At 70.9% G+C, this 13304-nt stretch carries 11 protein-coding genes; 8 read left to right on the top strand and 3 right to left on the bottom strand.

The features are described from left to right. Nucleotides 1-53 precede the first annotated feature (53 nt). The 6 genes from P2Q00_RS08465 (at nt 54) to pgi (ending at nt 6049) form a co-directional block, all read left to right on the top strand. Entirely contained in the window at nt 54-1265 is a 1212-nt protein-coding gene (locus tag P2Q00_RS08465) for a phosphoglycerate kinase (RefSeq protein WP_275771093.1), read from the top strand. Nucleotides 1266-1270: 5 nt separating this feature from the next. Next, the gene (gene tpiA / locus P2Q00_RS08460) at nt 1271-2047 is read left to right on the top strand and encodes a triose-phosphate isomerase (RefSeq protein ID WP_275771091.1); all 777 of its coding nucleotides are present in this window, start codon (nt 1271-1273) and stop codon (nt 2045-2047) included. Nucleotides 2048-2161: 114 nt separating this feature from the next. Next, nucleotides 2162-2392 carry a preprotein translocase subunit SecG gene (gene secG, locus P2Q00_RS08455; protein ID WP_275771853.1) on the top strand — a complete coding sequence of 77 codons (231 nt, stop codon included), beginning with the start codon at nt 2162-2164 and terminating at the stop codon, nt 2390-2392. A 213-nt stretch (nt 2393-2605) separates the two neighbouring features. Beyond that, entirely contained in the window at nt 2606-2941 is a 336-nt protein-coding gene (locus tag P2Q00_RS08450) for an RNA polymerase-binding protein RbpA (RefSeq protein ID WP_003976875.1), read from the top strand. 131 nt (nt 2942-3072) lie between these two features. After that, a complete protein-coding gene (locus P2Q00_RS08445) occupies nt 3073-4341 on the top strand; it encodes an MFS transporter (protein WP_275771060.1) in 1269 nt (422 codons plus the stop codon). 52 nt (nt 4342-4393) lie between these two features. After that, nucleotides 4394-6049 carry a glucose-6-phosphate isomerase gene (gene pgi / locus P2Q00_RS08440; RefSeq protein WP_275771059.1) on the top strand — a complete coding sequence of 552 codons (1656 nt, stop codon included), beginning with the start codon at nt 4394-4396 and terminating at the stop codon, nt 6047-6049. 11 nt (nt 6050-6060) lie between these two features. Here pgi and P2Q00_RS08435 read toward each other — a convergent pair whose 3' ends face one another. The 3 genes from P2Q00_RS08435 to P2Q00_RS08425 all read right to left on the bottom strand — a co-directional run bounded on the left by P2Q00_RS08435 (nt 6061) and on the right by P2Q00_RS08425 (nt 10099). Then, nucleotides 6061-8721: an ABC transporter permease gene (locus tag P2Q00_RS08435; RefSeq protein WP_275771058.1), complete on the bottom strand. Its 2661-nt coding sequence runs from the start codon at nt 8719-8721 to the stop codon at nt 6061-6063. Nucleotides 8722-8834: 113 nt separating this feature from the next. Then, entirely contained in the window at nt 8835-9587 is a 753-nt protein-coding gene (locus tag P2Q00_RS08430) for an ABC transporter ATP-binding protein (RefSeq protein ID WP_275771057.1), read from the bottom strand. Further along, complete coding sequence (locus P2Q00_RS08425) at nt 9584-10099, bottom strand: PadR family transcriptional regulator (protein ID WP_275771056.1); 516 nt, start codon at nt 10097-10099, stop codon at nt 9584-9586. Before P2Q00_RS08425 ends, P2Q00_RS08430 begins: the two co-directional genes overlap by 4 nt. A 124-nt stretch (nt 10100-10223) precedes the next feature. Here P2Q00_RS08425 and P2Q00_RS08420 point away from each other — a divergent pair, with 124 nt between their 5' ends. Together P2Q00_RS08420 and P2Q00_RS08415 are read left to right on the top strand one after the other, a co-directional pair. After that, nucleotides 10224-11498, top strand: a complete 1275-nt coding sequence (locus P2Q00_RS08420; RefSeq protein ID WP_275771054.1) for an ABC transporter substrate-binding protein — start codon at nt 10224-10226, stop codon at nt 11496-11498. 143 nt (nt 11499-11641) lie between these two features. Further along, entirely contained in the window at nt 11642-13267 is a 1626-nt protein-coding gene (locus tag P2Q00_RS08415) for a glycoside hydrolase family 13 protein (protein WP_275771053.1), read from the top strand. Nucleotides 13268-13304: the final 37 nt, after the last annotated feature.

The raw sequence follows: 13304 nt of genomic DNA, 5'->3' as shown, positions 1-13304 counted from the left end.
ATCGGCCCTCTTACGATCACGAGCACCACAAGTCCTCCTCGGGAGTCCCTTCAATGAAGACGATCGACGAACTTCTCGCCGAAGGCGTCGCAGGCAAGCGGGTCTTCGTCCGCGCCGACCTGAACGTGCCGCTGGACGGCACCACCATCACCGACGACGGCCGCATCCGCGCCGTGCTGCCCACCGTGAAGGCCCTCGCCGAGGCGGGCGCGCGCGTCGTCGTCGCCTCGCACCTCGGCCGCCCCAAGGGCGCGCCGGACCTTGCCTTCTCCCTTGCCCCCGCTGCCGCCCGCCTGGGTGAACTCCTCGGCGCGGACGTGGCGTTCGCGACCGACACGGTCGGCGAGTCCGCGACGTCCACGGTCGCGGGCCTCGCCGACGGCCGGGTCGCCGTCATCGAGAACCTGCGCTTCAACGCCGGCGAGACCAGCAAGGACGACGCCGAGCGCGGCGCCTTCGCCGACCAGCTCGCCGCCCTCGCGGACGTCTACGTGGGTGACGGCTTCGGCGCGGTGCACCGCAAGCACGCCTCGGTCTTCGACCTCCCGGCCCGTCTGCCGCACGCCGCCGGCTACCTCATCGCGAACGAGGTCGCCGTACTGAAGAAGCTCACCGACGACGTGCAGCGGCCGTACGTCGTCGCGCTCGGCGGTGCCAAGGTCTCCGACAAGCTCGCCGTCATCGACCAGCTGCTCGGCAAGGCCGACCGCCTCCTCATCGGCGGCGGCATGGCCTACACCTTCCTCAAGGCCAAGGGCTACGAGATCGGCAAGTCCCTTCTGCAGGAGGACCAGATCCCGGCGGTCCTGGAGTACATCGAGCGCGCGGAGAAGACCGGCGTCGAGCTGGTGCTGCCCGTCGACGCGGTGGTCGCCTCCGAGTTCCCGGACCTGAAGACCAAGGCTCCCGCGGGCGCCACCACCGTCGCCGCGGACGCGATCCCGGCCGACCAGATGGGCCTGGACATCGGTCCGGAGTCCCGCAAGCTGTACGCTTCGAAGATCACCGACGCCGCCACCGTCTTCTGGAACGGCCCGATGGGCGTCTTCGAGCACCCCGATTTCGCCGAGGGCACCAAGGCGGTCGCCCAGGCCCTCCTCGACTCCCCGGCCTTCACGGTCGTCGGCGGCGGCGACTCCGCCGCGGCCGTGCGTCTGCTGGGCTTCGACGAGAACGCATTCGGCCACATTTCGACCGGCGGCGGCGCCTCCCTCGAATACCTCGAGGGCAAGACGCTCCCCGGCCTCGCCGCACTGGAGGACTGACCTAAATGAGCACGCGCACGCCGATCATGGCGGGCAACTGGAAGATGAACCTCAACCACCTCGAGGCCATCGCCCACGTCCAGAAGCTCGCCTTCGCCCTCGCGGACAAGGACTACGAGGCCGTCGAGGTCGCCGTCCTGCCGCCCTTCACCGACCTGCGCTCCGTGCAGACCCTGGTCGACGGCGACAAGCTCAAGATCAAGTACGGTGCCCAGGACCTCTCGGCGCACGACTCCGGCGCCTACACCGGCGAGATCTCCGGCTCGATGCTGGCCAAGCTGAAGTGCACGTATGTGGCGATCGGTCACTCCGAGCGCCGCCAGTACCACGCCGAGACCGACGAGATCGTCAACGCCAAGGTCAAGGCCGCCTACAAGCACGGCCTGACCCCGATCCTGTGTGTCGGCGAGGAGCTGGACGTCCGCGAGGCGGGCAACCACGTCTCCCACACCCTCGCCCAGGTCGAGGGCGGCCTCAAGGACCTCCCGGCCGAGCAGGCCGAGTCCATCGTGATCGCCTACGAGCCCGTCTGGGCCATCGGCACCGGCAAGGTCTGCGGCGCCGAGGACGCCCAGGAGGTCTGCGCCGCCATCCGCGGCAAGATCGCCGAGCTGTACACCCAGGAGCTGGCCGACCAGGTCCGCATCCAGTACGGCGGCTCCGTGAAGTCCGGCAATGTCGCCGAGATCATGGCGCAGGCTGACATCGACGGCGCCCTGGTCGGCGGCGCCTCACTGGACGCGGACGAGTTCGTCAAGATCGTGCGCTTCCGCGACCAGTGACACGAGCTGGGAGTATGCGGTAGCGGCGATACGTCGTACCCTTGCGGGGGCACAGCTCTGTGGCTGTGCCCCCGCAGTCCATCCGAATCCGAGAGAGTTGGTCCAGCCGTGGTTTTGGGGTTCTCGATCGCCCTGATCGTCTTCAGCCTGCTGATCATGCTGCTGGTGCTGATGCACAAGGGCAAGGGCGGCGGCCTCTCCGACATGTTCGGTGGCGGCATGCAGTCGTCCGTCGGTGGCTCCTCGGTCGCCGAGCGCAACCTCGACCGCATCACCGTGGTGATCGGTCTGCTCTGGTTCGCGTGCATTGTCGTACTCGGCATCCTCATGAAGACGAACAGCTGAGCAGCGACGCACACACAGCACGTACATTCCGCACGTAAGGCCCCATGTTCGGTACGCGCAGCTGAGCGCGGCCTATCATGGGGCTTGCGTCTAGGTGTGGGGGGTGTAACTCCAATCACTGGACGCGCGTTGGGCCTTACGTAGACTGAGGCGCTCGCAACGAAGCGAAACGCCGACTCGCTTCGCGGCACCATCACGCAGGGAGTTACGACCGTGGCAAGTGGCAACGCGATCCGAGGAAGCCGGGTCGGGGCGGGGCCGATGGGCGAGGCCGAGCGCGGCGAGTCCGCGCCGCGTCTGCGCATCTCCTTCTGGTGCTCGAACGGGCACGAGACGCAGCCCAGCTTCGCCAGCGACGCGCAGGTTCCCGAGACCTGGGACTGCCCGCGCTGCGGCTTCCCGGCCGGACAGGACCGGGACAACCCGCCGGACCCGCCGCGCACCGAGCCCTACAAGACGCACCTCGCGTACGTCCGGGAGCGGCGCAGTGACGCGGACGGCGAGGCCATCCTCGCCGAGGCGCTCGCCAAACTGCGGGGCGAGATCTAGGAGTTGAGAGTCGGCCGGGCACCGAGGGGTGCCTGGCCGGAGCTGTTTCGTACCCGGCCCCGGCCGCCTCCGGACCGATTGTCAGTGGTGCCCTCTACGGTTTGTGTATCGGCGAATCGTGAGGGGGAGTTGTGGCGACGGTCGAGGGGGCGGGCGCGCTTGCGCCCGCGTGGCGTGGGGGATTCGGGCGGCTGTGGACCGCTGCTGTGGTCTCGCGGTTCGGGGACGCGCTGCGGGGTGCGGCGCTGCCTCTGCTCGCCGCCTCACTCACGGACCGGCCCCTGCTCATCGCGTCGGTGACCGCCTGCGGCTATCTGCCCTGGATCGTCTTCGGGCTGCTCGGCGGCGCGGTCGCGGACCGGGTGGACCAGCGGCGCGCCATGTGGACGGTGGATGCGGTACGGGGACTGCTGGTCGCGGCCTTCGCCGTGGCCGTCGCGCTCGGTCAGGCCTCGATCGCGCTGCTCATCGCGCTTGCCTTCGCCCTGACCACCCTCCAGACACTCTTCGACAACGCTGCCACGGCGCTGCTGCCTGCGCTGGTGGACCGTGCGGCGCTCGGCAGCGCCAATGCCCGGCTGATGACCGGGCAGAAGATCGCGGGCGGCCTGATAGGAGCGCCCGTGGTGCCGCTGCTGATCGCCGCAGGGGCCGCCGTTCCCTTCGCGGCCGACGCGGGGACCTTCCTGCTGGCCGCCGCGCTGGTCGCCTCGCTGCGGACCGCGGTGCCCGGCCGCGGGCCCAGACCGGTGGGCAGCACCCTGCGCCGGGAGATCGCGGAGGGGCTGCGCACGCTGTGGCGCGACCGGGCTCTGCGCGGACTGTGTGCCGCGACAGCCCTGTGCAACATCGGCATGGGCGCCCTGATCGCCACGCTGGTGATCCTGGTGACCGGCTGGCTGGACGCCGGCACCGCCGGATACGCGGCGGTGACCACCGCGTACATGGTCGGCGGTCTGGCCGGGGGAGCGGTGAACGGACGGATCACCGCGCGGCTCGGGCCGATGCGGGCGGTGCTGCTCGCCGGCGTGGTGCAGATCGGCGCCCTCGTCGTGATGGGCAGCGTGCGAAGCCTGACTGCGATGGCGGCGGCCCTCGCTGTCTTCGGCTTCATGGGCATGGTGTGGAACGTCAACACCACGACCCTGATGCAGCGGCGTACCCCCGCCGAGATGCTGGGCCGGGTCAGCTCCGCCTTCCGCACCCTGGCTGTCGCCGGGGCGCCGCTGGGCGCCCTGCTCGGTGGTGCCGTCGCCACCGCCTGGGGTCTGAACACACCCGCCCTGCTCGCCGCAGCCTTCTTCGTCCTCTCCGTCCTCGCACTGATACCTGGCGGCAAGCAGGACGTACCTGTTGTTGCGCCGGACGACGACGCCACGACGGCTCGCGCCTCGCGCTGATCAATTAGGTTGGAACAGCTGGGACAGGCACGAAAGAAGGCTGAAGTCGGACATGAACGCAGACGGCCGTACCAGGCTCAACCAGACGCCCGAGTGGACCGCGCTGGCGGGGCACCGCGAGGAGCTCGCCGACACCGGTCTGCGGGAGTTCTTCGCCGCCGACCCGGGGCGCGGCGCCGGGTACACGCTTCAGGTCGGCGACCTGTACATCGACTACTCCAAGCACCTCGTCACCGACGAGACCCTGCGGCTGCTGCGTGAACTGGCCGCCGCCACAGATGTCTTCGGCCTGCGGGACGCCATGTTCCGCGGCGAGAAGATCAACACGACGGAGAACCGCGCCGTGCTGCACACCGCGCTGCGCGCGGCGCGCGACGCGGTGATCGAGGTCGACGGGGAGAACGTCGTCCCGGGTGTGCACGCGGTGCTCGACAAGATGGCCGACTTCGCAGACAGGGTCCGCTCCGGCGCCTGGACGGGGCACACCGGCAAGCGCATCAAGAACGTCGTCAACATCGGCATCGGCGGCTCCGACCTGGGCCCGGCGATGGCGTACGAGGTGCTGCGCAGCTACACCGACCGCGACCTCACGGTCCGCTTCGTGTCGAACGTCGACGGCGCCGACCTGCACGAGGCCACCCGCGACCTGGACGCGGCGGAGACGCTGTTCGTCATTGCCTCCAAGACCTTCACCACGATCGAGACGATCACGAACGCGACGTCGGCGCGCGAGTGGCTGCTCGGTGAGCTGAAGGCCGGTCAGGAGGCCGTCGCCCAGCACTTCGTGGCACTGTCGACCAACGCCGAGAAGGTTGCCGACTTCGGTATCGACACGGCCAACATGTTCGAGTTCTGGGACTGGGTCGGCGGACGGTACTCGTACGACTCGGCGATCGGGCTGGCCCTGATGATCGCCATCGGCCCCAACCGCTTCCGGGAGATGCTCGCCGGGTTCCGGCTGGTCGACGAGCACTTCAGGTCGGCGCCCGCCGAGTCCAACGTGCCGTTGCTGCTGGGTCTGTTGGGCGTCTGGTACGGCAACTTCCATGACGCGCAGTCGCATGCGGTGCTGCCGTACTCGCACTACCTGTCCAGGTTCACGGCGTATCTGCAGCAGCTGGACATGGAGTCCAACGGCAAGTATGTCGGCCGGGACGGGCAGGAGGTGGACTGGCAGACCGGGCCGGTGGTGTGGGGCACGCCGGGCACCAACGGGCAGCACGCCTACTACCAGCTCATCCATCAGGGCACCAAGCTGATCCCGGCGGACTTCATCGGGTTCGCCGAGCCGGTGGCCGAGCTGAGCGACGGGCTCAAGGCGCAGCACGACCTGCTGATGGCGAACTTCTTCGCCCAGACGCAGGCCCTCGCCTTCGGCAAGACACCGGACGAGGTGCGGGCGGAGGGCGTGCCGGAGGAACTGGTGGCGCACAAGACGTTCAAGGGCAATCACCCGACGACGACGATCCTCGCGCGCGAGCTGACGCCGTCCGTGCTGGGCCAGTTGATCGCGCTGTACGAGCACAAGGTGTTCGTGCAGGGCGCGGTGTGGAACATCGACTCCTTCGACCAGTGGGGCGTCGAGCTCGGCAAGGTGCTGGCCAAGCGGGTCGAGCCCGCGTTGACCGAGGGGGCTCGGGTGCCGGGTCTGGACGAGTCCAGCAAGGCGCTGGTCGCCAAGTACCGGGAGCTGCGCGGACGGGCGTGACACCGCCGCGGTCAGGCCACCGCGCTGAGCGTGTCCGCGAGTCGTCGTCGTGCCGCGCGTGCTGCCGGGAGGGCGGCGAGCGCGGCCGCGCCGAGCACCGCGGCCGTGCCGAACAGCACCAGCAGTATCGGGGACGGGCCCTGGGCGATCCCCGAGCCGATGCCGCTGGACCTGCCCTGTGAGTCGATCAGCCAGTGGGCGAGGGGGGTGCCCAGGGCCGTGCCGGCGAGGACGGCGGCCAGGGCGGTGCAGCCGGTGGCCGTGACGGTGATCGCGGTGATCTGGCGCGGGGACAGGCCGATGGCCTTGAGGGCGAGCAGATCGCGTTCGCCCTCGCGGACGGTGCCGCCGATGGCGGTGAGCAGTTCGACGAGCCCGATGAGGGCCAGGACGGCGATCAGGCCGACGACGACCGAGCGCAGGGGCGAGAGCTCGTCGGCCGGGTTGGGCACGGCGTGCACGTCGAGCTGTCCGTGCCCGGCGGCGGCCAGCCGGCCGGCGACCTCGTGCGGGTCGGCGCCGGGGCGCAGGCGGAGCTGGTAGAGGGTCGGGGCGAGGCGAGGGTCGTTCTCGCGGAGGGTGTCGAGGGAGGTGGAGATGACCCGGCCGGCGTTCTCCGGTTCGATGCTGCGGCCCACGATGTGCAGGATCTGCGGCTGGTCGCCGACCGTCATCCGCACCCAGTCGCCGACGCGGACGTCCAGCAGGTCCAGGAGGCCCTGCCCGGCCACCGCCTCGTCGCTGCCGCGGGCGGGGCGGCCCTCGGCCAGGGTGTACGGGTAGGGGTTGTGGCGGGTGCCGAGGCCGCGCAGGGCGATCGTGGCCGTCTGGCCCGGGACCAGGGCGGCGACCTCGACACCGGGGTAGGCGGCGGCGACCTGCGGGTCGCGTTGCAGCAGGGCGCGGGCGTCCCGGTCGCTCAGATCGGCGTCGGCGTGGACGGTGAGCGCGGCCGGGAGCCCGATCTGCTCGGGCCTGCTGTGGAAGCGGTCGATGGTGGTCCAGGCGTTCATCGCCACCACGATCAGCAGCAGCGGCAGGGCCAGCCGGGCCACGGTGGCCAGTGACCGCAACCGGCGGACGAAGGCCGTGTGCCAGCCCAGCACCAGCGCGGGCGGCACCCCCAGACCGAGCGCCCGCCGGGCCATGCCGGAGAGCTGCCCGCCAGAGGGGGCGGTGGGATGCAGGCTCGGTGTGCGGTGTGCGGGGCCGCCGGGTTGCCCGCTCGCCGGAGCCGCGGGCCGAGGGCCGAACGCCCCTCGCACCTTGCCCGACAGCGGGTGGTCGGACGGAGCTGCGGCCTCCAGTCCCAGGGCCCGCCGGGTCACCCCCGGCAGCCCCGCACCTCCCGCTGCCGCGGGCCGGGAGGTGGTGGGGTGTGAGCCGGGGGATCGGTGGGGCGGGCGGGCGGAGTGCTCGGCGGTCGGAGTTTCGGGCCGAGGGCTGGGTGTCTGTCGTGCTCCGTCCGGCAGCCGGCCGTTCGATGGGGCTGCGGCTCCCAGTCCCAGCGCCCGCCGGGTCACCCTCAGCAGCCCCCCGCCTCCCGGCGCAGCCGCAGGTCGTGCCACCGGCACCGGTGGCACCCTCCCCGCTCGCCAGGCCGCGAGACCCGTCGTGGCGCCGATGAACAGCACCGCGCCCACCGGGATGGCGAACAGGGCCACCGTGTGGCCGGGCAGTCCCTGCCACACACCGAGGGCGTCGCCGAGGCGGCCCGGGAAGTGGCTGCCCAGGGCCTGGGTGAGCGTTGCGGCGGTCACGGCGCCCAGGACCGCGTAGGCGATGTGCTGGAACAGGAACACGCGGACGACCTGGCCGGGTGTGAAGCCGATCGCCTTCAGGACCGAGATGTCCCGCAGGTGGCCGCGGATGCGGGTGGCGATCGCGCCGTGGACGGCGAGGCCCGCGGCGACCAGCGCGCCCAGCCCGAACAGGCCCAGCACCTGCCCGAGCAGCCGGTTGTCGCCCTGGGCCTCGGCGCGTGCCTGCTGCCAGGTCGAGACCTCGCCGATGGCGCCCGCGCCGAGGACGGTGACGGCGCGCTGGACGGCGTAGTCCGTGTCGTCGGGATTGGTGAGGCGCAGGCCGATGACCTGGCCGGTGGGGTGGGGCACGGCGGCGGGGAGTGCCCAGACCAGGCCCGGCTGCTCGTTCGCGCGATAGCGGGGCTCCGCGCTGTCGGCCACGCCGAGGACGGTCACCGTCCGTGCCCTGCCCGGCAGGGTGAGCGTGTCCCCCGGTTCGGCGAGCAGGGCGCGGGCGAGGCGGCTCTCCAGCACCACGCCGTCGGGGGTGGCGGGGTCCAGCCAGTGGCCGGCGGTGAGCAGCGGGCGGCCCACGGTGGGGCGGTCGGGCGTCGCACGCAGTTCGACCGAGGCGCGGGTGCCGCGTGAGGCGAGGGTGGTGGAGGCGGTGGGGTAGGGGCCGGCGACGGACTCCACGCCGTCCAGGCCCGCCAGCTTCCGGACCTGGGCGGACTCGCCCGTGTGGATCCAGACGTGCGCGCCCCGCTCCTGGGTGAAGATCCGCTGCCAGGGGTTGGTGGCATACCCGAACAGGGCCGTGGCCAGCAGCAGCGACACCACGATCCCGGCGGTGGCGAGGACGAGGAACAGCGCCTCGCCGCGGTGCGTGCGCAGATCGGAGTGCGCCCAGCGCAACGTGGCTCGCACGGGGTCAGCCCTTCCAGCGGGCGTCGTACACGCGCATGCCGGCCACCGGCATGTCAGTCATCTGCATGCCAGTTGCCTGTATGTCAGTCAGCCGCATTTCGGTCAGCCGCATCTCAGTCCTTGAGCTCCAGCACGCCGGATATCCCGCCCCTGCGGGACGCCGGTGTGCCGTCCAGCTCCGCGTCGTCCGCTATCCGGCCGTCGAAGAAGCAGATCACCCGGTCCGCGGCACTTGCCAGCCGGGCGTCATGGGTGACCAGCACGATCGTCTGGCCGCGCTGGTGGAAGCGGGACAGCAGCCGCATCACCTCGCGGGTGCCCTTGCTGTCCAGGCTGCCCGCGGGTTCGTCGGCCAGGAGGAGCGGCGGGTGGTTCACCAGCGCCCGGGCCAGTGCGACCCGCTGCTGCTCGCCGCCCGACAGCTCGCCCGGCAGGCTGCGGTCCTTGCCATCCAGCCCCAGCTCGGCCAGCAGCTCCACGCGCCCGGCGCGCGCCTGCTTCGGCGCCACCCCGGCCAGCAGCGCCGGCAGCTCCACGTTGTCGGCGACCGACAGATTCGACACGAGATTGAAGAACTGGAAGACGATCCCGATCCGCTTCCTGCGCTCCACCGCCCAGCGCGCCTCGCTCCACGCGTCCGTGCGCTCGCCGTCCAGCCGGATGCTGCCGCCGTCCGGTCGCTGCAGCCCGCCCAGCAGATGCAGCAAAGTCGACTTGCCGGCCCCGGACGGACCGGTGACCGCCACGAACTCGCCCTGCCGGACACTCAGATCGACCCCGCGTACGGCATGCGCCGGGGCGCCCTCGCCATAGTGCGTCTTGACCAGGCCCTCGGCGTGCAGCACGGGAGCGGGACTGTCGCTCACTCCAGCTCCTCCAGCTCTTCCTGGCACCGTTCCAGCCAGTCGAGATCGGCCTGCAGGTGCAGCATCGCGCCCTCGATCAGCAGATGGGAAATGCGGTTGTCGCGGTCTTCGGCGGCGGCCAGCTTGGACAGGTCGCGCATGGTGTTGAGGTATTGGCGCCGCTGCTTGTTGATCAGGGCGATCTGCTCGGCGAGACCGGTCCGCGGAGCGAGCGCCAGCTTCATGAAGAACTCGTCCCGCACCCGCGGCTCGTCCTCGGGCTCCTCGAACCAGGCGCGCAGCGCCTCCCGCCCGGTGTCGGTGAGGTGGTAGACCTTTTTGTTGGGCCGGCTCGACTGCTCGACATCCTCACCGTCGATCAGCCCTTGCTTCTCGAGGCGGCCGAGGGTTACGTAGATCTGGCCGACGTTCGGCTGAGGGTACGCGGAGCCCAGCAGTTGCTCAAGGTCCTGCTTGAGCTCGTAGCCATGGGCCGGACCGCGTGCCAGCAGTGCCAGGAGGGGCAGACGCACCCGTGCTGTCCTCCTGTCCGCTCAATGTGCTCCGGGCCCTAGTATCGCGCATACCTAACAGGTATACATGGCCTCTGTCCCCGGGCAAAGGTGCCCGTGGTGCCGGTTGTACAGGGAGGAACCTATGCGGTGGATACACGCCGCCGGTAGGGGTCTCCTGGTACTCGTCGTGGTCATGGCGGGTTACGTCGCCTCCGGCGCCCGCGCCGACGAGGCGACCCCGGGCAGCGGCCGCGGGCCGCTGACGCTCGCCACCGCCGGAGACCTCACCGGCTATCTCGGCCCCCTCCTCAAGGGCTGGAACCGCACCCACCCCGGCGAGAAGGTCACCCTCGTCGAACTCCCGGACTCCGCCGACGAGACCCATGCGCAGATGGTCACCGACCTGCGCGGCGGCGACCGCAGCCGGTTCGACGTCCTCAATATCGACGTCAACTGGACCTCGGAGTTCGCGGCGGCGGGCTGGATACGGGCGCTGCCGCGCGACCGCTTCCCCTTCAAGACCTTCCTGAAGCCGGTCGAGGACACGGCGACCTACGACGGCCGGCTGTACGCCGTCCCGTACGTCACCAACGCCGGCCTGCTCCTCTACCGCAAGGACATCCTCGCCAAGGAGGGCGTCCCGCCGCCGCGCACCTGGGCCGAGCTGGAGCGGGACGCCAAGACCATCGCGCCGAAGTACGGACTCGACGGCTACGCGGGGCAGTTCCTCCCGTACGAGGGCCTCACCGTCAACGCCGCCGAGGCCGTCTACTCCGCGGGCGGCAGCATCCTCGGCGACGAGGGCGCACGGGTCACCGTGAACTCGGCCGCCGCCCGCGAGGGCATCGGCTTCCTCGCCCGGGGCGTGCGCGAGGGCTGGATCCCGAAGAAGGCGCTGACGTACAAGGAGGAGGAGTCCAAGCAGGCCTTCCAGGACGGCCATCTGCTCTTCCTCCGCAACTGGCCCTACGCCTACGTCGTCGCGTCGGCGAAGGGCTCGCCGGTCGCCGGCAGGATCGGCGCCGTACCGCTGCCCGGCCCGGACGGGCCCGGCAGAAGTGTCCTCGGCGGCTCCAACCTGGCCGTCAACACGCACACCCGGCACCCCGACTCCGCCGCGCGCCTGCTGGCGTACCTCACCAGCGAGCCCGTCCAGCGCCAGGTCCTCACGCGCGGCGCGCTGCCGCCCGTACGCGCCGCGCTGTACGAAGATCCCGGGCTGATACGGCGGTTCCCGTATCTGCCGACCCTGCGCAGGAGCGTGGTCACGGCCGCGCCGCGCCCCAAGAGCCCGCGCTACGACCAGGTCAGCCTGGTGGTGCAGGCGGTCGTGCACGACGCGATGACCGGGCACGAGATGCCCGCGGCGGCGGTGCGGAGGCTGGCGCGGGAGCTGGCGGCGATCTCCAACCGCTAGTCGGCTAGTTACTTGTTAAGTAACGCAGAAGTCTCATCTGTCTTCAGAATGCTCCAGTGTGTCCGCTTTTATTAGGGCGACTCGCCAGTAGCTTCTGTTTCTTTCATTGACACCCTTACGACACGCCTACCTAACATGCATGCATGTTGAGTAAGTACCGCTGGTGGCGGGACGCGGTGATCTACCAGGTGTACGTCCGCAGCTTCCTGGACAGCACCGGCGACGGCATCGGCGATCTCGCCGGGGTCCGCGCCGGACTCCCGTATCTGAAGAAACTCGGCGTCGACGGGATCTGGCTGAGCCCCTTCTATCCGTCCCCGCAGCACGACCACGGCTACGACGTGGCCGACTACTGCGGCGTCGACCCACTCTTCGGCGACCTCGCCGAGTTCGACCTGCTGATCGCGGCCGCCCGGCGGCTCGGCGTCAAGGTGCTCCTCGATGTCGTGCCCAACCACTGCTCCAGTGAGCACCCGTGGTTCCAGGAGGCGCTCGCCTCGGCGCCCGGCAGCGCGGCCCGCGACCGCTTCCACTTCTCCGACGGCCGCGGCGCGGACGGCGCGGAGCCGCCCAACAACTGGCACTCCATGTTCGGCGGCCCGGCCTGGACCCGGGTGACCGAGCCGGACGGCCGCCCCGGCCAGTGGTACCTGCACATGTTCGCGCCCGAGCAGCCCGACTGGAACTGGCGCAACCGCCAGACCGGCGCCGAGTTCGACCGGGTGCTCCGCTTCTGGCTCGACCGTGGCATCGACGGCTTCCGTATCGATGTCGCCGCCGGCCTCTACAAGCACCCCGAGCTGCCCGACTCGGACGACCCCGAGGCCGACGCCCGCACCCGCGACTCCGTCAACCCGCTCGCCTGGAACCAGCCCGAGGTGCACGACGTGTGGCGGCACTGGCGGGCGGTGTGCGAGGAGTACACGGCAGGGGACGGCCGTGAGCGGCTGCTGGTCGGCGAGGTGTCGGTCCCGACCGCGCGCGAGCACGCGCAGTACGTCCGCCCCGACGAACTCCACCAGGCCTTCTTCTTCGACCTGCTCAGCGCCCCCTGGAGCGCCGACGCCTTCCGCAAGGTCATCTCCGAGGCCATGCAGGACATAGCCGGCACGGGCTCGACGGTCACCTGGGTGCTCAACAATCACGACCAGGTCCGTACCGTCACCCGTTACGGCGAACCGGCTACCGAGGGCAGCGGCCTCGGCGCCGCCCGAGCCCGCGCCGCCGCGCTGCTGATGCTGGCGCTGCCCGGGGCCGCGTACATCTACCAGGGCGAGGAGCTGGGCCTGCCCGAGGTCGTCGACCTGCCGGACGACGTGCTCACCGACCCGATCTTCCGCCGCACCGGAAGCCGGGCCCGCATCCGCGACGGCTGCCGGGTCCCGCTGCCGTGGTCGGGACAGGCGTCACCCTTCGGATTCACCTCCGGTGCGGAGAGCGCACGGCCGTGGCTCCCGCAGCCCTCCTACTTCGCCGAGTACGCCACCGACCGCGCCCTCGCCGACACCCGCTCCTTCTGGCACCTGTACCGCGACGGTCTCCAACTCCGCGCCGCACTGCCCCAGTTGGGCGAGGGCACGCTCGACTGGCTGGACACCCCGCCCGGCGTCCTCGCCTTCGTCCGCGGCGACGGCCTCGTCTGCGCCGTCAACTTCGGTACGGCGCCCGTGCCCGCGCCGGTCTCCGGCACCCCGCTGCTGTCCAGCGGCCCCTGCACGGCCGGGGTGCTGCCCGGCTCCACGGCGGCCTGGTGGATCGGTGACCTCTGATCACCGGACCTCTGATCACCGCCGATCACCCCTGATT

The sequence above is a fragment of the Streptomyces coacervatus genome, from assembly GCF_029223485.1.
Taxonomy (GTDB): Bacteria; Actinomycetota; Actinomycetes; order Streptomycetales; family Streptomycetaceae; genus Streptomyces; species Streptomyces coacervatus.
The sequence above is the reverse complement of the archived record's forward strand: the minus strand, read 5'-3'. Positions and strand labels throughout refer to the sequence as shown.